Origin of the sequence: Paenibacillus sp. NRS-1781, assembly GCF_050467745.1 — a bacterium.
Taxonomy (GTDB): domain Bacteria; phylum Bacillota; class Bacilli; order Paenibacillales; family Paenibacillaceae; genus Paenibacillus; species Paenibacillus terrae_A.
In genome coordinates this window covers 43840-64963 of record NZ_JBITPI010000058.1, presented here as the reverse complement: position 1 = coordinate 64963, position 21124 = coordinate 43840, and the positions used below count along the sequence as shown (strand labels likewise).

The 21124-nt window shown below is 45.7% G+C and carries 21 protein-coding genes and 3 pseudogenes; 18 read left to right on the top strand and 6 right to left on the bottom strand.

What is annotated here, in order from left to right; translation table 11 throughout:
- Positions 1 to 136: 136 nt before the first annotated feature.
- Positions 137 to 349, bottom strand: coding sequence for a hypothetical protein (locus tag ACIFO6_RS20810; RefSeq protein ID WP_430043468.1), 213 nt, complete (start codon positions 347 to 349; stop codon positions 137 to 139).
- 274 nt (positions 350 to 623) lie between these two features.
- On the opposite strand from ACIFO6_RS20810, the gene ACIFO6_RS20805 reads away from it, so the two are divergent.
- The 9 genes and pseudogenes from ACIFO6_RS20805 to ACIFO6_RS20765 all read left to right on the top strand — a co-directional run bounded on the left by ACIFO6_RS20805 (position 624) and on the right by ACIFO6_RS20765 (position 9539).
- Complete coding sequence (locus tag ACIFO6_RS20805; RefSeq protein WP_430043467.1) at positions 624 to 929, top strand: hypothetical protein; 306 nt, start codon at positions 624 to 626, stop codon at positions 927 to 929.
- Between the two features lie 405 nt (positions 930 to 1334).
- Positions 1335 to 2729, top strand: coding sequence for a TldD/PmbA family protein (locus tag ACIFO6_RS20800; protein ID WP_430043465.1), 1395 nt, complete (start codon positions 1335 to 1337; stop codon positions 2727 to 2729).
- Between the two features lie 3 nt (positions 2730 to 2732).
- Positions 2733 to 4076 (top strand): TldD/PmbA family protein, encoded by a 1344-nt coding sequence (locus tag ACIFO6_RS20795; protein ID WP_430043462.1) that lies wholly within the window; start codon positions 2733 to 2735, stop codon positions 4074 to 4076.
- A gap of 218 nt (positions 4077 to 4294) precedes the next feature.
- Positions 4295 to 5686: a threonine synthase gene (gene thrC, locus ACIFO6_RS20790; RefSeq protein WP_430043459.1), complete on the top strand. Its 1392-nt coding sequence runs from the start codon at positions 4295 to 4297 to the stop codon at positions 5684 to 5686.
- Positions 5687 to 6136: 450 nt separating this feature from the next.
- Positions 6137 to 7513 carry an NADP-specific glutamate dehydrogenase gene (gene gdhA / locus ACIFO6_RS20785; protein WP_430043458.1) on the top strand — a complete coding sequence of 459 codons (1377 nt, stop codon included), beginning with the start codon at positions 6137 to 6139 and terminating at the stop codon, positions 7511 to 7513.
- 250 nt (positions 7514 to 7763) lie between these two features.
- Positions 7764 to 8219 (top strand): MarR family winged helix-turn-helix transcriptional regulator, encoded by a 456-nt coding sequence (locus ACIFO6_RS20780; RefSeq protein WP_430043455.1) that lies wholly within the window; start codon positions 7764 to 7766, stop codon positions 8217 to 8219.
- Between the two features lie 44 nt (positions 8220 to 8263).
- Positions 8264 to 8446, top strand: a complete 183-nt coding sequence (gene dmpI / locus ACIFO6_RS20775; protein ID WP_354454040.1) for a 4-oxalocrotonate tautomerase DmpI — start codon at positions 8264 to 8266, stop codon at positions 8444 to 8446.
- Between the two features lie 6 nt (positions 8447 to 8452).
- Positions 8453 to 8628: pseudogene (locus ACIFO6_RS20770) on the top strand (transposase); the annotation flags it as partial.
- A 257-nt stretch (positions 8629 to 8885) separates the two neighbouring features.
- Complete coding sequence (locus ACIFO6_RS20765) at positions 8886 to 9539, top strand: nitroreductase family protein (protein ID WP_430043452.1); 654 nt, start codon at positions 8886 to 8888, stop codon at positions 9537 to 9539.
- A gap of 94 nt (positions 9540 to 9633) precedes the next feature.
- Here the strand turns inward: ACIFO6_RS20765 and ACIFO6_RS20760 are convergent, their stop codons facing one another.
- From ACIFO6_RS20760 to ACIFO6_RS20745, 4 genes are all read right to left on the bottom strand, one after another.
- On the bottom strand, positions 9634 to 10776 hold the full coding sequence (locus ACIFO6_RS20760) for a VanZ family protein (RefSeq protein WP_430043451.1): 1143 nt from the start codon (positions 10774 to 10776) through the stop codon (positions 9634 to 9636).
- Between the two features lie 7 nt (positions 10777 to 10783).
- Positions 10784 to 12127 carry an amino acid permease gene (locus ACIFO6_RS20755; RefSeq protein WP_430043448.1) on the bottom strand — a complete coding sequence of 448 codons (1344 nt, stop codon included), beginning with the start codon at positions 12125 to 12127 and terminating at the stop codon, positions 10784 to 10786.
- A 187-nt stretch (positions 12128 to 12314) separates the two neighbouring features.
- A complete protein-coding gene (locus ACIFO6_RS20750) occupies positions 12315 to 13586 on the bottom strand; it encodes a VWA domain-containing protein (protein ID WP_430043447.1) in 1272 nt (423 codons plus the stop codon).
- A 198-nt stretch (positions 13587 to 13784) separates the two neighbouring features.
- Positions 13785 to 14837: a 2,3-butanediol dehydrogenase gene (locus ACIFO6_RS20745; protein ID WP_430043446.1), complete on the bottom strand. Its 1053-nt coding sequence runs from the start codon at positions 14835 to 14837 to the stop codon at positions 13785 to 13787.
- Positions 14838 to 15175: 338 nt separating this feature from the next.
- On the opposite strand from ACIFO6_RS20745, the gene ACIFO6_RS20740 reads away from it, so the two are divergent.
- On the top strand, positions 15176 to 16210 hold the full coding sequence (locus tag ACIFO6_RS20740; RefSeq protein WP_430043445.1) for a LacI family DNA-binding transcriptional regulator: 1035 nt from the start codon (positions 15176 to 15178) through the stop codon (positions 16208 to 16210).
- Positions 16211 to 16527: 317 nt separating this feature from the next.
- On the opposite strand, the gene ACIFO6_RS20735 is transcribed toward ACIFO6_RS20740, so the two are convergent.
- Positions 16528 to 16710 (bottom strand): hypothetical protein, encoded by a 183-nt coding sequence (locus ACIFO6_RS20735; RefSeq protein WP_430043443.1) that lies wholly within the window; start codon positions 16708 to 16710, stop codon positions 16528 to 16530.
- A gap of 589 nt (positions 16711 to 17299) precedes the next feature.
- Here ACIFO6_RS20735 and ACIFO6_RS20730 point away from each other — a divergent pair.
- The 8 genes and pseudogenes from ACIFO6_RS20730 to ACIFO6_RS20695 all read left to right on the top strand — a co-directional run.
- Positions 17300 to 17593 (top strand): annotated as a pseudogene (locus tag ACIFO6_RS20730) (isocitrate lyase/phosphoenolpyruvate mutase family protein); the annotation flags it as partial.
- Positions 17594 to 17702: 109 nt separating this feature from the next.
- Positions 17703 to 18260 (top strand): bifunctional transcriptional activator/DNA repair enzyme AdaA, encoded by a 558-nt coding sequence (locus ACIFO6_RS20725; protein WP_430043441.1) that lies wholly within the window; start codon positions 17703 to 17705, stop codon positions 18258 to 18260.
- Between the two features lie 44 nt (positions 18261 to 18304).
- Positions 18305 to 18823: a methylated-DNA--[protein]-cysteine S-methyltransferase gene (locus ACIFO6_RS20720; RefSeq protein WP_430043439.1), complete on the top strand. Its 519-nt coding sequence runs from the start codon at positions 18305 to 18307 to the stop codon at positions 18821 to 18823.
- Between the two features lie 512 nt (positions 18824 to 19335).
- Positions 19336 to 19632, top strand: coding sequence for a hypothetical protein (locus ACIFO6_RS20715; RefSeq protein ID WP_430043438.1), 297 nt, complete (start codon positions 19336 to 19338; stop codon positions 19630 to 19632).
- A gap of 51 nt (positions 19633 to 19683) precedes the next feature.
- Positions 19684 to 19809 (top strand): hypothetical protein, encoded by a 126-nt coding sequence (locus tag ACIFO6_RS20710; protein ID WP_430043436.1) that lies wholly within the window; start codon positions 19684 to 19686, stop codon positions 19807 to 19809.
- A 41-nt stretch (positions 19810 to 19850) separates the two neighbouring features.
- The gene (locus ACIFO6_RS20705; RefSeq protein ID WP_430043434.1) at positions 19851 to 20168 is read left to right on the top strand and encodes a hypothetical protein; all 318 of its coding nucleotides are present in this window, start codon (positions 19851 to 19853) and stop codon (positions 20166 to 20168) included.
- A gap of 86 nt (positions 20169 to 20254) precedes the next feature.
- On the top strand, positions 20255 to 20710 hold the full coding sequence (locus tag ACIFO6_RS20700) for a hypothetical protein (RefSeq protein ID WP_430043432.1): 456 nt from the start codon (positions 20255 to 20257) through the stop codon (positions 20708 to 20710).
- Positions 20686 to 21069 (top strand): annotated as a pseudogene (locus ACIFO6_RS20695) (molybdate ABC transporter permease subunit); the annotation flags it as partial. The gene ACIFO6_RS20700 and the pseudogene ACIFO6_RS20695, both read left to right, overlap by 25 nt.
- Between the last annotated feature and the right edge of the window lie 55 nt (positions 21070 to 21124).

The window sequence follows — 21124 nt, the reverse complement described above, 5'->3', positions numbered from 1 at the left end:
GTTGATTAACCAGAATAAGTAATTTGATTCATAGAATCAGAGACACGCTTAAGAAGAACATGCTGAATCTGGATCAGCCATTCCACCGGTAGATTTTGCAGAAGAAAAAGACGAGAAAATCGAGCAAAGGAAAGAATCACATAGTTAAGCCACTGCGAGCGGCATGATCCACCCCGGAACGATAACTGTCCCATTGTTCTAAGGCAGCTACACACCCGTATTGAAGTAAGTGGGTTACTGTGAATTTACGGGCTTTGTCTTCATAATCTGCTCCCTTGGTAACGCTTTGCACTTCTTCCGGTGTCAGAATGGATGGAAGGATGAATGGGATCGTGATAGACTTTTTCATGGAGTCGTCACCTTTCGGTTAAGTTTGTAGGGGTACAAACATTTTACCGAGTTGACGGCTCTTTTTCTACCATTTAGTGGTTAATCAACAGGTGTGCCCCTTGATATACTTTAGCTCGTTATATTAAGTTTCTTATTTTCCGATAATTTTTGCCCTACATTCCATACTGAAATTGTTCTATTTGCTCTCTCTATTATTCTCTCATTGCTACGTATCCACGTACCACATCCGACATCATCCTTTGCTACACTCCTTATATAAAGGAGATGATAACTTGGATACTCAACGGAAACAGCCTAAGGGGGAGGAACATACGAAGCCTTCCGAAAATACAGCCGAACAATATGAGAGTTTGGTACAGCAGGAAGACGAACACATAGAGAGACTTAAAACATGCACAAAGCTCATTATGGATGCGCTGGCTATTATTTCTCAAAAGGCAAGCGTACTGCACATGGAAACGGTCAAAGAAGCAGCAGACCATCTTCATATCATGGAACTGGATTTACGCAGAGAACTGTTTAAAGTACGTTTGAAAAAAAGTATTTTGGCAAATAAAATGAAGCAAATCCAAGCATAGCAGCGGAGGGGACGGAATCGTTCTGAAGAAGCGGAGCGTTCGCCTTTGAATCCGGATTTTTACCATTAGAATATAATAAAACAATCTGGGGGCAACAGCGATCGGAAGAATGATCCGTCCACGTAGCGACCTCACATGCACGTACTTGCTCAATCCAGCCCGTAATCAAAATACTCAAATAACCCGACATGACCCTTCACGGTCTACTCGGGTTTTCTCATTTTATAGCCCTATCCTCACCCATAAAATCTCGATCACCCTCCAAGCACCACCGCTCACGTAGTTACACGCACTCCCAACATCATGTATAGTAAAGTTATGGGAAATGAACATGAACCCGCAGATCACGATGCTTAACCGCACTATTTCTATAATGCAAAAATGCAAAAAACGAGGAGGAACGTGATGAACCATCCAACACAGATTCAAAATATGCTGCAAGCCGCGCTGGAGACGGGCGGAGATTTTGCAGAGGTGTTCGTCGAGGACCGTACCAATGGACAGTTAGGAATGACCGGGGGAATCGTGGATACGGCGCTGTCAGGCCGGGATTTCGGGATTGGTATTCGGATCATGAAGAAGCATTTTTCGGTGTACGCCTACACCAGTGACATGAGCGAGCAGAGCCTGATTCGACTAGCCAAATCGGCCGCCAAGGCCATTCGCGGAGGTGGAGCGCCAGGTACACAACCGATCACACTCCATCCCCACGCGATCCCTAATCACCATCCGATTGCCATCATTCCCGACGGTTCACAGAAACGCGCCAAGATCGACATGATGAGACGTGCGCATGAGGCGGCAAGCCAATACGATCCTTCCATTACGCAAACCTCCATTGGCATTAGCAACTCGATCCAGAACGTGCTGATCGCCAATAGCAACGGACTATTGGTGGAGGATACCCGCACGTATACACGCATGAGAATAAGCGCGATTGCGACAGCTGGGGAGCATAGACAATCCGGTTTTCGCGGGCCGGGGGCGTATGCAGGGACTGAATTTCTGGAGAGCCTGAATATCGAGGAAAATGCGAGAGATGCGGCCCGTATTGCGACCACAATGGTAACAGCAGGATACGCGCCTAGCGGCAGACTGCCCGTCGTGATTGAGAACGGCTTCGGCGGGGTTCTTTTCCACGAGGCGTGTGGTCATGGGCTGGAATCTACGGCAGTGGCGCATGGAACGTCCGTGTTTGCGAATAAGATTGGGCAGCAGGTGGCTTCGCCGCTCGTCACGGCTGTGGATGATGGAACCATTCAGAACGCGTGGGGCTCGCTGAATATAGATGATGAAGGAGCGCCGACACAGCGCAACGTACTGATTGAGAACGGTATTTTAAAAGGATATCTGATCGACCGCATGGGCTCGCGCCAGATGGGTGTACCTGCGACGGGGTCAGGACGAAGACAATCCTATAAATTCGCGCCTGCTTCCCGCATGAACAATACGTTTATTGCGAACGGAGATTCGACCCGTGAAGAGATCATTGCGAATACGGAGAACGGGATCTATGCCAAATCGCTGGGCGGTGGTTCGGTGAACACCTCGACAAGCGAGTTCAATTTTGCCGTCGAGGAGGCGTATATGATTCGTAACGGAAAAATTGCCGAGCCGGTCAAAGGCGCAACGCTGATCGGAAAAGGGATTGAAACGCTCCAAAACATAGATATGGTCGGCAACAATCTGGATCATGGTCAAGGGATGTGCGGCTCGGTCAGCGGAAGTCTTCCAGTCAACTGCGGACAGCCCACGATTCGAGTGTCCGAAATGACCGTCGGCGGACGGAAGGGGGAATAGGCGATGGATATTCAGCAATTTCAGGAAGCGTTGTTCACAAAAGGTCGGGAAATCGGCTACACGGATATGGAAATCTACTATGTAAATGGACGATCTACCTCGGTTAAGGTACTGAAGGGAGAAATTGACCAATATACCATCGTTGAAAATGGCGGACTTTCCTTCCGGGGCGTCATGAACGGGAAAATGGGCTATGCCTCTACGGAGAAGCTGGAGCCGGACGTGATCGACTTTTTATTGGAGGAAGCACGCAGCAACGCGGACATATTGGAGAGCGAGGAACAGGATGAACTGTTCGAAGGCTCTGCAAGCTACCCTGAGCAGCCTGCCCATGCCGCAGCGTTAGCTGACACGGCTCCTGAGATTCTTATCGAAGCGGCGCTGGAGATGGAGCGTACAGCGCTTGCCGCAGATCCACGGATTGTAATGGCTCGGCACTGTTCGGTCAGCATTCGTGAAAATGAAGTCCTGATTGTCAACACGAAAGGGCTGCACTGTCATCGCCGCAAAAGTCTGGCGACCGCTTATGTCTACGTGATTGCCCAAGAAAATGACGAGACGGTCACCGGGGGCTGGCATGATTATTCCCTGCGGAGTGTGGAGGAAATCAATATTGCAGATGTGGCGCATAGAGCCGTAAAAGAGGCTGTTTCCAAGCTGGGTGCTCACACGATTCAATCGGATAACTATCCGGTCATTTTCCGTCATGATGCCGCAGCACAATTGCTGGCTGCGTATACGTCGGTATTTTCAGCAGAGTCAGTGGATAAAGGCTTCTCACGTCTAGCAGGGAAATTAGGGGAAAAGGTGGCAAGCTCCAAGCTCACGCTGGTGGATGATCCGCTGATGGAAAATGTTCCGGCAGGCAGCACATTCGATGCTGAAGGTAGTGCTACACGTCGCAACGAGCTGATCAAGGACGGGGTACTACGGACGTACTTCCATAACCGCAAGACTGCTCGCAAGGCTGGGGTGCAAAGCACCTCTAATGCTTCCAAGGGCGGCTATAACGGCAAAATTGGTGTGTCTTATCATAATCTGTATGTGGCTCCCGGTTCTTCTACCTTGGAGGATATGATGCGCAAAATGGATCGCGGGTTGATGATCGTCGAGCTGCAAGGATTGCATGCAGGTACGAATACGGCGTCCGGTAATTTTTCGCTGGCTTGTCTGGGATACTGGATTGAGCAGGGGAAGGTGGTCAGAGCGGTGAATCAGATTACCGTATCCGGTAATCTCTTTGACGTGTTACAGCAGATTGAGGAAGTTGGCAACGATTTGTGTTTTACAGGAAGCTGCACCTCACCTTCGCTCAAGCTGGCTGCACTCACGATTTCAGGGTCATAATCACGGGAGCAACCTCCTTTTTTCCATACTCACAGCCTATTACTAATGATCCGATTGCCTGCGTATTACAGGTGCTTGGGACATCGGGGTATGGTAAAGTAGGAGAAAGTTCTTAAAATATTTAAAAAGGGCTTGGTTACAGCACCGCGACAGGGTATTATAGACAATAATATATTCGAAAATAGGTTTTCGAATTGAATTTTTATTGGGGGATGGATATGAGATATATAAGCACTAGAGGTGGAGTAGAAGCCAAGGGATTTATTGATACCGTGCTCATGGGGTTAGCTGACGATGGTGGCCTGATGGTACCGGAGCAGATTCCGGTGGTGTCGGCGGCAACGCTGGAGCAATGGGCCACATTGAGCTACAGAGAGCTGCTGCTGGAAGTTTTTGCGCTGTATATCAATGATGAAATTCCTCGTGAGGATTTGGAGGGACTGGTGGAGCGCAGTTATGCGAGCTTCCGCCACCCGGAAGTCACGCCAGTGAAGAAGCTCAACGATTCCCTCTATATTTTGGAGCTGTTCCACGGACCGACGTTTGCGTTCAAGGATGTGGCGCTGCAATTTATGGGTGAATTTTATTCCTACGTGTCCAAGAAGCAGCATGAGATCATTCACATTTTGGGTGCAACCTCGGGTGATACCGGGGCGGCAGCGATTCAGGGCGTGCGTGGCAAGGAAGGCATTAAAATCTGTATTTTGCACCCACACCAAAAGGTGAGCAAGGTACAAGAGCTGCAAATGACGACCGTTGACGATAAAAATGTACTGAACCTGTCCGTGAAAGGGAACTTTGACGATTGTCAGAAGGTCATTAAGGACCTGTTTGCCGATCTTGATTTCAAAGGTAAGCATCATCTGCGGGCGATTAACTCGATTAACTTTGTGCGTATTTTGGCGCAAACGGTATATTACTTCTATGCTTATTTCCGGGCACAGGAGACTGCGGGTACGAAGAAGATTAATATCAGCGTGCCATCCGGCAACTTTGGCAACATCTTTTCCGGCTTTCTCGCGAAGAAAATGGGCTTGCCGATTCATAAGCTGATTATTGCGACAAATGAAAATAATATTTTGGAGCGCTTCGTGAAGACAGGTGAATATAAGCCGGGCGGCTTTAAAAGCACGTATAGTCCCTCCATGGACATTCAGGTGGCGAGCAATTTCGAAAGATATCTGTACTATTTCCTTGGAGAAGATGCAGCGAAGGTAACTGAATACATGAATACCCTCAAAACCGAAGGACGGATTCTGATCAGTGCGGAAGATTTAAAACGCGTACAGCAGGATTTTGAAGCCCTGGGCGCTTCGAACGAAAAGTGTCTGGAGCTGATCAGCAAATACAAAGCCGAATATGACTATTTGCTGGACCCGCATACGGCTTGCGGTATTGCCGCGTATGAGGCGTATAATGGCGAGGGAGAAGTGTGTGTGACCTTTGCGACGGCGCATCCGGCCAAATTCGACGAAGCGATTCGTCTGGTGGACATTAAGCAGGAGTTCCCAGCGCAGATTGAGCAATTGTTCTCCAAATCGCAGCATCAGCAGGTGGTAGAGCATGACGAAGCGGAAATTGTGCGTCAGCTTGAAGCCTTCTATGTGTAGAAGACAATCACGCTAAGAACGGGTGCCAGGACATCATGATACGATTGAACCCCAAGAAGGCTATGCTCCGTGTGTAGCCTTCTTTTTAATTATTTTCATACTTTTGGATAAACTAGCCACGTAACCTCATTCTGGATGATGGATATAAACCTTATTTTGTTCACATTATTGTACCTTGTGGAGTAAGGTATAAAAACCTCGTTTCATCGTGAAAATCCCCGTAAAACAAGGGATTTTGGCTTGGTAATATGACAAGGAATGATAGATTCATAGAGATATTTAATGAAGGGGCCAAAATTTTTTTATGAGCAAATTAGATGTATTTTTATAAAAAATCATGTATAGTTAACTAAATTTTATGAATACATAAAACCCTACTCTCAAGAACACGGAATGAATCCGTTCTGTTCTCTGGTAGAGGAGTCAAATATAAAGGAGTGTTTTAGAAAAGTGACCATTATCCGTTCAGAGCAGAGTCAACAGGCAGCAGCCGAATATGTGCAGTCCGTTTTTGAGAAGGTTATCGCGCGCAATCCTCATGAGAATGAATTTCATCAAGCCGTCAAGGAAATATTGGATTCGCTGGTTCCGGTACTGGCCAAGCATCCCAAGTATATGCAGCAGGGGCTTTTGGAACGGCTTGTGGAGCCAGAACGGGTCATTACCTTCCGTGTGCCTTGGGTAGACGACGCAGGGAACGTACAGGTCAATCGTGGCTTCCGGGTACAATTTAATAGTGCCATCGGTCCTTATAAAGGCGGAATCCGTTTTCATCCGTCGGTGTATCTGGGAATCGTTAAATTTTTGGGTTTTGAGCAAATTTTCAAAAACGCACTGACAGGTCTTCCGATTGGCGGCGGCAAAGGCGGCTCCGATTTTGATCCCAAGGGGAAGTCAGATAACGAAGTCATGCGCTTTACACAAAGCTTCATGACCGAGCTGTATAAATATATTGGCCCGGATACCGACGTTCCGGCAGGAGATATTGGTGTAGGCGGGCGTGAGATCGGTTATATGTTCGGGCAATACAAACGGATTCGCGGGGGACATGAAGGTGGCGTCCTCACAGGCAAAGGGATTCATTACGGAGGTAGTCTCACACGTACGGAAGCGACGGGTTACGGTTGCGTGTATTTTGTAAATGAAATGCTGTACGCTCAAGGCTCGTCCTTTGAGGGAAAACGTGTGGTCGTGTCGGGTTCGGGTAACGTATCTATTTATGCGATTGAAAAAGCACAGCAGCTCGGCGCTACAGTCGTTGCCTGTAGTGACTCGAATGGCTACATCTATGATCCGGACGGCATTGATCTGAATCTGGTGAAGCAGCTTAAAGAAGTCAATCGTCTGCGGATTAGCGAGTATACCCAAGAGCGTCCAGGCGCAATATATACAGAGGGCTGTTCCGGTATCTGGTCGATTTCATGCGATATCGCACTGCCATGTGCCACACAGAACGAAATTGACGAACAAGCAGCACAATTGATGGTAAGCAATGGAGTAAAGGCTGTGGGTGAAGGTGCGAATATGCCATCCACGCTACAGGCTATTGAAGTATTTTTGGGCAATGGGGTTCTGTTTGGACCAGCCAAAGCTGCCAATGCAGGCGGGGTTGCAGTTTCTGCGCTCGAAATGTCACAGAACAGCATGCGCCTGTCATGGACCTTCGAGGAAGTGGACACCAAGCTGAATGATATTATGAAGAATATTTATGCGAACAGCGTGAAGGCGGCTGAGGAATACGGCGTGCCTGGGAATCTGGTTGTAGGGGCGAACATCGCCGGATTTGTCCGTGTGGCAGACGCTATGCTGTCTCACGGGATCATTTAATGGATGGGATACAGGCTAGGCTGCTGCGGCTGGAAGAGGGTAAGAGAAGCTGAATAGCGTTGTATGAGCTATCACATAAGTAAGTTATACAAGAGGAAGCTGAGTAGTCCCTTGCGGGGTTGCTCAGCTTTTATTTGATAAGAGTCACTTTATTTTTTCACAGGGACTTGATTTGTTCTCCAAGAGGATGTATATTACATGATAGATCAATTATTGATGGATCAAAGGTTGGATTGTTAAGCCGAGTGACATGCTTGAGGGAGGAGAGATTGCTATCACCCAAACATCACCCGAGGCTAACTATATTTTTGAAGCGCTGTGGCTGTTGAACAAGCAGATTAGCTCCAAGTTTGAGCGATGTGCAGGAATTAGCGCATCCAGATTACAGCTGTTGTGCAAGCTGTATCAGGTGGATGAGATCAGTCAGACCTTGCTGCAAAAAGAGGTTGGCATCGACGGTGCAGCCGTAACCCGCCATTTGAAGCAGCTTGAAGCGACATCCATGGTCACGCGGCGCACCAAGCCAGAGGATAACAGGGTTACACTGGTAAGCCTGACCGATTATGGGCGTGAACGTATTGTTACTCTTAAACAGGAACGCTCACAGTTTGTGGATCGGCTGCTCCAAAGCTTCGACGAGACCCAACGGCACCAGTTAGCCGATATGCTGCAAGTTATGAATGGTCATATGTCCGAGATGGACTGACCCCAATTATATTACACCCCTAGGGGAAATAAGGAGGAATTTACATGCCAGTAATTACTATTGAAGCAGGCAAATTAAATAAAGAACAAAAAAGATCGTTGGTCACTGAACTTACCACATCAGCTTCAACCATAATGAATGTACCCGAATCGGCTTTTATTGTTTTGATTAAGGAAAGCGAAAGAGAAAACATTGGTTTCGGAGGAAAATTATTATCTGATCGCTAATGTCAGAAGAAGATTATACGGCTGGCCGGACTGAATCTCAAAGAGAACAGCCCTGGGAAGAAAAATGGAAAATCCAGTATACCAAACGAGGACGCGCAAGGCTAAGAGCGCTACTGTTTCGGGCCGTGATGCCCATGGTGGCGAAGAATGCGGAGTTTAAAGCACTGCACCAATACTTTACCATTTCCATAAGGGCAAAGACCCCGCGTGACATGGGAGGGTAAGCCGTCAAGAGTCAGGAGTGGATATCCCAGGTTCGATCATAGAAGTCGATCCATAGATTGGGAAAAATGTCCCAACTCTATTCCTGTCATCGGCTCTACAAGAAAATAATGACATACTTATATGACTTTTCCAGTGTTCGATATGTCAATGGCTGAAAACCGAAGAACGAGTGAGAAAACATGAGAAAATATTAATTATAGTGGGAGAGATTTGAATGAGTAATACGAACACATCCAATATTGTCAAAACAAATGATTTTAAAGAAATTGCCCTGGGCCGCCGTTCTGTCAAAGTATACGATCCGTCTGTGAAAATTAGCCGCGAAGAAATGACAGAGATTCTGACTGAAGCGACACGCGCTCCATCGTCCATTAACCTGCAACCTTGGCGTTTTCTTGTGATTGACAGCCCGGAAGGTAAAGCAACCTTGGCACCGCTCGCCAGCTTTAATCAACGTCAAGTCGAGACATCTTCGGCAGTGATTGCCGTGTTCGGGGATTTGAACAACTTTGATAATTTTGATCAAATTTTCGGAGAAGCTGTAGAACTGGGCTATATGCCAAAAGATATTAAGGAAATGCAACAGGAGAAAGTAGGAGCTCATTTTGCAGCGCTTGATCCTGCTATAAACAAAGAAACCGTTCTGATCGACGGTGGTCTGGTATCTATGCAGTTGATGCTGGTGGCACGTGCTCATGGTTACGATACGAATCCAATCGGTGGATATGACAAGAGCAGAATCGCTGAAGCTTTTGGTCTTGAGAAAGATCGTTATGTACCTGTGATGCTCATTTCCATAGGTAAAGGAACCAATGATGGCCATCCATCCACTCGTCTGCCGATTGACCAAGTTGCTCAATGGAAATAAAAGAAACGAGTTATCATCTATACGCAATATAGAAAAAACAGGCGAACAAAGGAAGAATCCTTTGCTTCGCCTGTTTTTGTGCTGCTTGGGTGTATTAACTTTCCGACCCATCAGTAGGGTCAGTGGTGTCAGACTGATGGGGGCGAAGTCGCTTGGGCCATGTAATTCGGTGGGTAGTATGGCTAAGCTCCTCATAAAATAAAGGCCCCTTTCTGAACAGGCGTATAACCAGATGCAAAAAGAACGATCCGTCGATGACCAACAGCATCAGGCTGATCAGAACACCCGCCCATGGAGGGACTTGAGGCCAAAGCACGGGTCCACCCAGTACGTAATTCATGCCAAAATACAACCAATACAAGAGGCTGTAGCGCTTCATGAGCTCCCACAGGGAAATACGTTTTCCTGTCCCCGCAAGATGTATCCGCACCAGCCATTTACCTGGGGTTCGTCCATTCGTCAAGTAAGGAATCAGCATGAAGTATACTCCACTGGATACCCAGAAGGCGGCAGGTACACGGAGGTAATCCATAACACCGAGCAGACCTGTCCAGATCATGGAATCCATGAAAAAGGCTACGCCCCGTCTGGTATAGGATACCCGCTTGGTTGTGATGTCCAAATGCTTGTCCAGATGCTCCAGACGCGGGAGGAAACGCGAAAACCACTCGCCCACAAGAAAGCCCAGCATACCGCCCAATGTATTTGCCATCAGATCGTCCACATCGAACACACGATACGCATGGTCAAAAAATCCGTATAGTCCGGTTAGCTGTGTCACCTCAAAGAAGAGGGAAAGGCCAAAGGACAGGATCAGACACCATCCCCACCGCGCACGAAAATAATAACGTAAGAACATACCGAAAGGAGCAGTCATAAGAACGTTAAAAACGACCTGGAGAAAAGCGCGTTCCTTCAGCAAATGCAGATAGCTGGAGGGTTGGGAGGGAGTAACGGATGTCTCCCTTATAATGTCGTGAATAAACTGTAAGGGCATGAGCTGCAATGCGCCTCCAGTTAACGCCGTATTATGACGCGATGCCGGAAGCGGCAAAATGACCAGAAAGAAAGCATTCATTAAGTATAAAAGCAACAGATAAAGTATCAATGCCCTCGTTTTATGGATATAACCATGTCTGCGGTACTGTACGATTAGAAAAGGCAGCGTAAACAGCAACGCGGCAAAAGGAAAGGCGAGAAAGGCGTAAGAAACAGGAAACAGATACGATTTAATCATGAGCTGCTTACGCCTGCTTTCCCCGGAACTTCACCAAAGACCAGATAATCAGGAACGCCATGAAAGCTACGCATACGCTGATACTGATCCGGTTTTGCGGATCAAGCAAGAACAGGAACGCAATCACCCACAGGCATCCGACGGTTATCGCTGTGACATAAGGAAATCCCCATATTTTGAAGCTTGGCTCTACCGGGTAAGATTTGCGCAGCTTTAGCTGCGACAAGCAAATACAGCTCCAGACGAGCAATACGACAAAGCCCGGTACGGCCATCAGAATACGGAACAGTCCGTCTTGAGCAATATAAGCGACCATCGAACCGACAATCAGGATCACGGCACACCATTTGAGACTATTCACCGGAACCCCATTCGAGGATACCCGGGCGAGTGATTTAGGACCTTCTCCGTTGACTGCCAGCGAATGCAGCATACGTGTAGCCCCGTAAATCCCCGAATTGGCGGCAGACAGTACGGCGGTAATCAAAATGAAGTTCATGACATGGGCCGAGCCTTGAAGTCCTGCCGAAGACAGCACCTGTACGAACGGGCTGGTATTCGCATCCAGTTTATTCCAGGGAATCAAGCCGCAAATGATGAGAATCGGCAGCGTATAGAACAACACTACGCGAAAAATAAAGCTTTTAACCACCTTGGGAAGTACCTTTTCCGGATTCTCTGTTTCTGTTAACGTCAGGCCAATCAGCTCAGACCCTCCGTAGGAAAAAGTAACCACCAGCAGCGCTGAGAAAATAGCCAGCCAGCCATTGGGGAGAAATCCGCCATGCTGTATGTAATTGCTAAGATAAGGCGGAGTTTCAGTTGGGATAATGCCGAACAGGATACAGCCGCCCAATGCAATAAAGATGATAATCATGGTAATTTTAATACCCGCAAGCCAAAATTCCAGTTCCCCGAAACCACCGACACTTAGCATGTTGACCACAATAATGAAGGCTGCACTTGCTAAACTGAGTACCCATAAGGGAACACCCGGTAACCAGTATTGAAGGAAACTTCCCGCTGCGATAACCTCAATGATGCAGACGGCCAGCCACATGAAGCAATACAACCAGCCGATGATGAAGGAAAGCCGTTCTCCAAAAGCTTTGCGAATAAAATCCTTCATATTCATGTTGGGATAGACGGTAGCCATCTCGGCAATCGCGCCCATGACGACCAAGAGCAGAAGTCCCGCGAAGACATAGGATAAAATAACTCCAGGCCCCGCCAAGCTGATCGTTTCGGTACTTCCTTTAAAGATACCGGTCCCGATAACTCCACCCATAGCCATAAAGGTAATATGCCTAGGGAGCAGCTTTTTGTGCAAAGTGGCTTCATTTGATTTCAATCCGAAATCCTCCTTCATCAAGTCGATCTTCAGCAAGCCAAACAGGGTTGCTTTAATTAGATTTATACTACATGAAAATATCCAATTAGGAAATGAAAGAAATAGGATTTGGCAAGGAGTTAATCTTACATCATTCTACTATGACAAAATGGAGAGGAATAATGAAGTTTCGCATTGTAGTGAAGGATTAGCTCCGCAATATTCCTTTGGCCCGCACTTGCTTAAGCCAACCAGGAAATTCGTTTAGTAGACGGTCGTACAATTCTGCGTCTGTCACGGAGTCGATGTCATCCAAGGCGAAAAAATCTGCATTATCCACTGCACGACCGCGCAGATTATCCAACTTTTGAAGGACTCCAAAATCGGCATTACCGAGTCCGACGAATTGCCAGAAAATCGGAGTTTTCGAGTACTTGATCAGCAACTTTGATATTTTTTTCGTTTCATACACGCCGCCATCACTGAAAAAGATAATGTAGGTTGGGATTGTTTCATTAGGTACTTCTTTTGTATATTTTAAAATAATATCCGTCATCACTTCAGGCTCATTGTTACCTACTCCTATTCTCCCATATCCAGGTTCTGGGAAAGTTCGTTTTACGTAATTCTCGTAATCCCGTACCGTGACGCTTGGAGCGCGTTGGGCTTTGTCTGCAAAAAACCATACGTCCATTTCACCGTCATCATCCATGCAGGCGGCTACAGCCAATACACGTTCGAAGGCTTTTTGCACGGTTCCCAGTGAGTACAGCTTCCCCATGGAACCAGAAGCGTCTAATACAACCGCTACTCGTGCTTTTTCATGGTCTATCTGTTTCTTTTTCAGTGAAATTTGCACACTCTGTTTCAGTAAATTGATTTTTCCGCTACCGGGAAAGGAAGCCGCCGCCTCCGCTTTGACATTCACAGTATTCGTCGGTGCTGCTGGCGATTCCGTTTCCTCCACGGTGACACCATGCGCCTCGGCAAGCGGTTTCAGGCCTCCGTTGAAGCCACGCCCAACTGCGCGGAGCTTGAAGCCTGACGTATGGCGGTATATTTCAGCGAATACGAGTGACGTTTCTTTGGTGGCCTCGGTAATGCTATAGGCGATATGTACCTGCCTTCCCTGAACGGTCAATGTGCAGCCAATCACATCGGCAAAAGTGCCTGGACCATCCAGAGTGGCGGCAAATACACATTTATCAACCCCAGTTCCTTGCAAATCCCTTAAGGCTACAGTGAATTCAGCGGTTTTGTCATTCGGACGCTGTAACCGTACATGGTCATGCGGATCAGCTGGTTGATTGTAAAAAATGAAATAGTCATCTGAGGAAACCTTTCCGTTGGTTCCTACCATAAAACAGCTAACATCCAGCTCGGCTGGCGCATGCTCCCATGTAATTTTTACCCGCACTATTTCTTCTGAGCCCAAAGGAGCATTAGCTCCTGTACTTAATACCATTTTTGAACCACTCATGCTGTCTACCCCCTATGTATTTCAAAATCATTATATTTATACAAATTGTACCATGGAAATCGTTTATTCGCCTTATTTCGAGCAGGAATTTTTGTTCATGGTAGACATAGTAGAAGATGATATGTACTCTTGAATTGCTGCCTCGTTTTATAAAAAAAGATGCCTGCATATGGCAGACATCTGATTTTTCATTCTAAATTAAGCTTTTGGAGATACCAGGATTTTAACCTGATTTTTTTCTTTCAGCAGACCTTCAAAACCTTGCTCAATCACTTCTTCAAGCTTAATACGTTTGGTAACGAGCTTGTCAGCAGGGAAATATCCTTTTTCCATCAAGCTGATGACAGCCGGGAATACATCACGGTAGCCGATAATGCCGGTCATATTACGTTCCTTCATGACAATATTATTCGGTTTGATCGGAGCTTCTTTTTCAAAAATGCTGACGATCATGATTTGTCCACTAATTTTAGTGGATTCAATAGCTTGAGTCAGCACAGGAGGAACTCCAGTGACTTCATAAGCTACATCTACGCCGCCGTTAGTCCGTTTGTGCAGTTCTTGCACAACATCATAAGTCTTAGGATCAATCACGATAGCACCCAGCTCTTCAGCTTTAGCTTTACGTTCCTCGGAAAGCTCTACTGCATAAATCTCAGATGCGCCTGAAGCCTTCAAAGCTTCAATAACTAGCAATCCGATAGGACCAGCCCCAAATACTACGGCTTTGTCGCCGACTTTCAGCTGGCTTTGACGAACAGCATACAAAGCAACGGCCGAAGGCTCTACCAAAGCTCCTTGCTCGAAAGACACGCTTTCTGGAATTTTGTGTACCATATGCTCATCAGCTGCGACATATTCAGAAAATCCACCGCCGCCGCCTGCCAGACCGAGGAAGCCCATTTTATCGCAAAGATTATAGCTACCCTGTCTACATGCATTACATTTTCCACACGCAAAAACCGGCTCTACGACAACACGGTCGCCAACCTGAATCTTGGTTACACCTTCGCCGATTTCGACGACTTGTCCAGAGAATTCATGTCCCATTACGATCGGCGCTTTTTCTCCAGTCAAAGGATGAGTAGCATCTTGGGAAATGAAAATAGGTCCTGCTACATATTCATGAAGATCACTTCCGCAAATACCGCACCATTCTATCTTGATTTTTACTTTTCCTGCCAGAGCGGCAGGCTGCTCAATGTTTTCCAAACGTAAATCCTTTACTCCATGCCATCTCAATGCTTGCATGTCTGTCATCTCCTTGACGAATATATGATCTTTAATTGCTATAAAATCGGATGAATTAGGAAACGTTTCCGAAAGATAATATGTCACAATTTTTACACATTGTCAAACCAAATTCATACAAAAAGCACTTGATTTTTGTGTGAATATAATCACTTGTTACTACAGTGCTATATTTGGCTTACCGCTTTGTACAAAGAGATTTTATAATTTTTAGTGGGGCAGCGATGTAGGAGAAAACTACTTCAATTTTTAGTTACTCATTCTATGGTATAATATCAATATAGAGACTTTAATTATGAAAGTCAGAAAACGATTCCGACCGTGAAAGGATTTTGGGCGTGCCAGATCAAAAAAAAGTAACCATAGAGGATGTAGCCAAGCGAGCAGGGGTCGGTATTGCGACTGTATCGAGGGCTATTAATGATAGTGAGGGCATTAGCCCAAGAACGAAAGCATTGATTTTGCAAGTGATTGAAGAAATGGGCTTTACGCCCAACACCTCGGCTCAGAGCCTGAAGGTGCGTCAGACATTCCAAATTGCGCTGGCTGTGCCGGATATTCGTAATGCGATTATTCCCGAGATCGCTTGGTCTGTGGAGCAGGCCGCCAAGCAGCATGGTTACCGTGTTGTACAAATTAATACCGCCGGGAACGCGAGGATGGAGCTTGAAACGGTGCGTGAGGTCAAGAAGCTGCATGTGGACGGGCTAATTATTATGCCGCTGGCGTATCCCAAAATGCTGGTCGATCTGATCAACAAAGCCAGCGTTCCGGTGTCCATCATTAACTATGGCAAAAAGCTGGGCGAAGACGTCAAAGCCGATATCGTCAGTCTGGCCCGACATGAGGGGCGCCTTGTGATGGAGCATTTGCTTAAAATCGGGAGAACGAGAATTGCTTACGCAGGCGCTGCGAAGGATAAAATCGAGGAAAGGTACTTCGCTTATGAACAGTCTCTCCAGCATGTGGACCCTTCACTTGTTTATTTTGGCGATGATTTCTCTTTTGAGACAGGGCTGCGTGCAGCCGATTATTTTTATAGCTTAAAGCACATGCCAGATGCCATTTATGCGGTTAACGATATGGTAGCGATAGGAATTGTGAATCGGTTTAAGGCTTTGGGTGTAAAGGTGCCGGAGGAAGTTGCTGTGGTCGGCATTGATAACAATTTGTGGGCTACAGTAACGACGCCGCAGATCAGCTCTGTTTCCATTATGGGAGAAGAGGTGGCTCGATTGGCTGCGGAGCTGCTGCTCAAGCGGATTCAGGAGCAGACACCGGGCGATTACGAGCGTGTGCAATTCGAGCCTCGTCTGATCGTCAGGGAATCGAGCGTGTCCGTGATTCGCAAGCCTACGGTTGGACGAGACTGAGTAGAGGGGATTTTAGTTTTTTCTGTGTCCGTTTCTGTAGCTTGCAATTGCGGCTGGAGCCGGAATTGGTGGTGTGGTTGTAGGTCAGGTCTCGCTATCGCCATTGTGGCTACGTATTTGCTTTCACGGAGATCCTCAGTTCAAACGTAAGTGAGTGCTACAGAATAAGGTTTATTGGTAAATAGAAAAGAGGGGACCCGGCCGTGGAGAAGGTTTGGAGGCCCTCTTTGACTTAGCAGTAATTTTACCACCCTCGATAAATCCATATAAACTTAATTGGATGAAGGCTGCTATCGTTAGAGAGAAAGCCTTTTGATCTATCGGGATTTGAACTTCCGCGCTATACGCTTCTTGTTTTTTTGACGCCAAATCCATCTTTCGATAAAGTTTTTTTCTTTTCGTTCCTGAAGTGTTTCCTTCATACCCTTAATGAGAAATTCGGATCTGCGCTTGTCATTTCTGCTAATCTCGCGCAGTTCCTCAATAAATTTAGTGTCCATGTCCGCATCTCCGTTAGTTCAGGATTATACAATGTGCTAAGCTAGATTATACAGAACGTATGTTCCTTTTTCAAGTCTATTCCGTGTTTATGAAATCATAGAACGATTTTGTGAAATGGTAGTTCCCGGCCCAAACCAATCAACGTTTGACGTTGCAGCAAATACATAATATCCGAAGTAGTGGCAGACTTCCACCCAGCTATCGTTTGGTCTAACGACCTCTCTTTCGACTTAAGGAACATTTTACAAGACTGTTTCAGGAGTTTGCAAGTTTTGGACTTCCCGGGCAGTATTTTCCGCTCTAAGCCAGCATTTTTTGAGAAATTCTCATTAGATTCTCCGCATCCTCCGAAGACAGAATGCCGAAAATAATTTCAATTTGCCTAGTGGATTCGAAACAAATAAGATGTCCCGAGAGCATAAGCGCAAGAATGAGGACGAAACCAAGCTGGTCTCTTGATAAAATGAGTTACATCACATATCAGGAGGCTATATTTATGAATAGAATACAGTAATTTAAAGCACTTCATACTTCAGAGGAACTGTTTTTTGGGGAATGCGTGGGACTTGTTATCTGCCGTGGCTTTGGTATGGGGAGGACACAGCAACGATTGTCGAGCATGTTTTAAGGACAGCAGATGTGGGAGTCGCAGGGATTAATATTGAAGATTCATTAAAACAGCAAAAGGGACTTCGAGAAGTGGTTCTGCATAGTAACCTTCTGTCCAAGATTAGAGCAGCACTGGATACTCATGGATTTAACGATTTTTTTATAAATGCAAGAACAGATACATATTTGCAAAAGGATACCCCGCTTTTGGAAACGATAGAACGAGCAAATGCGTATGTGGAGAGTGGAGCGAGCGGAATTTTTGTTCCGGGGTCATATCATGGTTGCTTTGTAAAAGAACGCCGAGCAGCTAATAGAGCTACAAGATACTTCACATTTATATGCGTGAGGATGAACTATAGAAAGGACAGAATATTCGATCATGGCTGAAATCAATCTTTTTTTTGAAGAAATGTGGGAGAAAATTATGGCGTGTGATCGTAAATATGACGGGGTGTTTTTTACCGCAGTGAAAACAACCCGAATATACTGCCGACCTTCCTGTCGATCCAAAAAGCCGAAAAAAATTAATGTTGAGTTTTATGATGACATCGACACTGTGGAAAAGGCGGGGTTTCGGGCCTGTAAAAGATGTCAGCCTCATATTGAACATTCACCGTATATCAGGCTTGTCCAGACTGTGGTTACCTTTCTGATCAATCATTATAAGGAAAGACTGGTATTGCAGGATATTGCGGATGATGCTGGAGTAAGTCCCTTTTATCTGGATCGAATCTTTAAACAGGAAACCTCAGAAACCCCGCGTACCTATCTGGAAAAAATAAGAGTAGATAAAGCAGCATATCTGCTTAAAAGCACGGATTGTACCAATCTTGAAATTTGCTATGAGACGGGCTTTCAAAGTCCTTCGAATTTTTATAAGGCATTTCGCTGTTTGAAGCAGTGTTCCCCCAGTGAATACAGGAAGCTGAACAGGTGAATAGATGCTTTAGATATATAGACACAGGAGGTTGTTATCTTTTTATGAGCAGGCAATATGTATTGAATTATGCGTCCCCGATTGGAGAGATAGAAATAGGGGGTACAGATGAAGCTGTCCGTTCTATCATGTTTTCTGATCGGGATACATCAACTACCACGATGCTGGACGAGACTTCACACCCCGTTTTAGAGGCATGCGCTAGTCAGCTTGATGAGTATTTTAAAGGTACGCGCTATGAGTTTACGTTTCCTTATGCTTTTGAGGCTACAGACTTTCAAAAAAGTGTATGGGATGCTTTGGTAAAAGTAAGCTACGGTGAGACGGCGGCCTATAAAGACATTGCCCTTTCGATTGGAAATGAAAAAGCCATTAGAGCTGTAGGCAGCGCCAATGGGAAAAACAAGCTGAGTATCGTGATTCCATGCCACCGAATTATTGGTTCCAACCAGAAATTAACGGGTTATGCGGGGGGCTTATGGAGAAAGGAATGGCTACTCCGGCATGAGAATCAATTCAGGGAACTACATAAGAATATGGAACAACGGCTTGAAAAAAAGTAAGGTTTCATATCCATAATTATCATCAGATGGAATGAACTTCATTTAACCCTATGCTATGATTTACCAAAAAGAAAGATTCAAAAAGGGGAAATAAGGACGAAGTTCAGAAGGATTATATTTTTATTTATGTTTTCTACGATGCTCATGGGTTTGTTTGCTGTAGAAACAGAAAGAGCACATGCAGACAATTCTATGGTACTAAGAGATGGAAAGAAACCTTAATTATTGACAATTTGCACATGTCGTCCTCTGACTACACAGTTGATTACGTAAACAAAACAATAACAATTGCAGCCCATTGTCGAGTCTAAAGAAGATCAAGCTGTAGATGAATCATCCGAGATTCCTTTGTCTATAAATGGCGTTACTTTTAAAGCGATAGTTCCTGCAATCGAGCGTATACAGCTTCCAAAAGTACAACATGGCTAGCTGGCGTAGGAATAGGGACGTAAAAGAGCTTGAGAATTATAGGAAATCACAAAGAGAATAACAGGTAATGAGGAGGAGCATACATGAACTTACCTGAACATGGGAGTAAGGATGTATCGAGCATTCTTGCATTGGAGTTAGAACAGGAGCCTGTCCAATCTATAAACGGTATCCATAAAGTGGAGTCTGATTCACATACGTATTGGCTGATTGACGTTGAATTCAGTGGGTTTACGATGTCGGCTGAAGAGATTTTGCATGTGCATACCGGAACGGGAACCAGGATTTTTCTGGCTGGATACACTCGCGGAGGATCGGATTGCAGATTTGATTTTCAGTATGGATGTGGTACGAACTGTGCAGCCGCTAACTGTTTTTGAGGCGATGTGGAAAAGTGCTGAATATCACGTACCAGACTTGGAGGAACGTTAGTGAATGAAAATGATCTACCTTCTGTGCCGGAGCATTATCTCCAGCAGATTCAAGAATTGGAAGATAGATTAAGCCAGTTTGGCTTTACACCGGGTGAGGAAGTTGTGCCATTTTCACTCATATGAGCCATTAAGGACGGAGAGAGTTCGTTTTAGGAGATTTGTACATGGTTGAAGGAGAGGCAGTGATGAATAATTGGGAATCGGGAATCATTCAGGTCGATGATGAACATGCGATTTATTCTTCTTTAACGGAAGATCAGATGCTAAAGACCGCTTTTTATTCGAAATATTTTCATTCGGTGAGGGAGCTAAGTAATGACTATATCTGGTATCGCTTTGATCAGGTTCCTTTGCTGCGTCGGCATTTTTTCGTGACGGTATGCTTTAAGGATACAAGCCTAATTGTCGTGGAGATTTCGCTCCAGGGCGATGAATTTCCAACTTCGTGGGATAATTGGTCTGAGCGATCTTACATAAAATGAACTACAGCCCTGTGCTTGGTGTTGGAGGTGGGAATGTTGGATGAGTAAGGGAGATGTGTTGTGGATAAAAAGGAAAAAAAATACTTATGAACACATTCTGGTCCTCCAGCGGCTGGAAGCAGGAGCGGGAATCTTTTTCGGGTGAGGATTTTGAATATGCCAAAAGTAAGGGCTTGATGTTCGATCCGATCACCATTACACATAACGAGATTATAAATAGGTTACATGAGCTGCACCAGCAAAAGGGTGCAAAAGAGCGAGTGGCAGCAGCGTTTTTACACAGTCTTTCCACGAAAAAGGTTCATTTACGAAGCGCTTTATCGAGCTGTGAGGATCTGGTTATACTTCATAACATGCTCGAAGCTGTTCAGAACTGTGATGCTCAGAGCAGTGCACGTCAATTGGAAAAGCGCTGGAAGGATGTGTTTCCATCCAGCAAAAACGAGCGTGATGTAATCATGGAGGTGTGGGGATATGCCGGACTGCTGGTCCCACAGGACACGCCTCGTAAACGACTTTTCCTCTTGTCTATCGGACGCTGAGAATGGGATTGTCTTCTGTTGACCAGGACTTGGAAAACGTGGGACGTTCGATGGGTGCAAGTGACTGTTAGGTTTTCCGATATATCACCTTCCCTTTAATTTTCCCTTCTTTTAAAGCTGCCTTTATACTCGGTTTTGCCCGCGGTCTGGGCGAATTTGGTGCTACGCTGATGATTGCCGGAAATATTCCGGGTAAAACACAAACGATTCCAACGGCCATTTATATTGCAGTGGATTGTGGTCATCTTCCTATGGCCTGGGCCTGGACATGCTCTATCATACTCATTTCTTTTATAAGCTTCCCTTTAGCAGAGGGAGGCTTTTTTGTATCTTTCCATAGAACGAGGGATTTCCTGTAGCGCTATAGGACATTCCCTAATGGGAACAGAGATGAATGAATTACATAATGAGAGT

What these genes read in the sequence shown, in the direction of transcription:
- ACIFO6_RS20810 (WP_430043468.1), bottom strand. Translation starts at nt 349, where the DNA reads ATGAAAAAGTCTATCACGATCCCATTCATCCTTCCATCCATTCTGACA.
- ACIFO6_RS20800 (WP_430043465.1), top strand. Translation starts at nt 1,335, where the DNA reads ATGAACCATCCAACACAGATTCAAAATATGCTGCAAGCCGCGCTGGAG.
- ACIFO6_RS20795 (WP_430043462.1), top strand. Translation starts at nt 2,733, where the DNA reads ATGGATATTCAGCAATTTCAGGAAGCGTTGTTCACAAAAGGTCGGGAA.
- thrC (WP_430043459.1), top strand. Translation starts at nt 4,295, where the DNA reads ATGAGATATATAAGCACTAGAGGTGGAGTAGAAGCCAAGGGATTTATT.
- ACIFO6_RS20780 (WP_430043455.1), top strand. Translation starts at nt 7,764, where the DNA reads ATGCTTGAGGGAGGAGAGATTGCTATCACCCAAACATCACCCGAGGCT.
- dmpI (WP_354454040.1), top strand. Translation starts at nt 8,264, where the DNA reads ATGCCAGTAATTACTATTGAAGCAGGCAAATTAAATAAAGAACAAAAA.
- ACIFO6_RS20765 (WP_430043452.1), top strand. Translation starts at nt 8,886, where the DNA reads ATGAGTAATACGAACACATCCAATATTGTCAAAACAAATGATTTTAAA.
- ACIFO6_RS20760 (WP_430043451.1), bottom strand. Translation starts at nt 10,776, where the DNA reads ATGATTAAATCGTATCTGTTTCCTGTTTCTTACGCCTTTCTCGCCTTT.
- ACIFO6_RS20750 (WP_430043447.1), bottom strand. Translation starts at nt 13,586, where the DNA reads ATGAGTGGTTCAAAAATGGTATTAAGTACAGGAGCTAATGCTCCTTTG.
- ACIFO6_RS20745 (WP_430043446.1), bottom strand. Translation starts at nt 14,837, where the DNA reads ATGCAAGCATTGAGATGGCATGGAGTAAAGGATTTACGTTTGGAAAAC.
- ACIFO6_RS20735 (WP_430043443.1), bottom strand. Translation starts at nt 16,710, where the DNA reads ATGGACACTAAATTTATTGAGGAACTGCGCGAGATTAGCAGAAATGAC.
- ACIFO6_RS20725 (WP_430043441.1), top strand. Translation starts at nt 17,703, where the DNA reads ATGGCTGAAATCAATCTTTTTTTTGAAGAAATGTGGGAGAAAATTATG.
- ACIFO6_RS20720 (WP_430043439.1), top strand. Translation starts at nt 18,305, where the DNA reads ATGAGCAGGCAATATGTATTGAATTATGCGTCCCCGATTGGAGAGATA.
- ACIFO6_RS20715 (WP_430043438.1), top strand. Translation starts at nt 19,336, where the DNA reads ATGAACTTACCTGAACATGGGAGTAAGGATGTATCGAGCATTCTTGCA.
- ACIFO6_RS20705 (WP_430043434.1), top strand. Translation starts at nt 19,851, where the DNA reads ATGGTTGAAGGAGAGGCAGTGATGAATAATTGGGAATCGGGAATCATT.
- ACIFO6_RS20700 (WP_430043432.1), top strand. Translation starts at nt 20,255, where the DNA reads ATGAACACATTCTGGTCCTCCAGCGGCTGGAAGCAGGAGCGGGAATCT.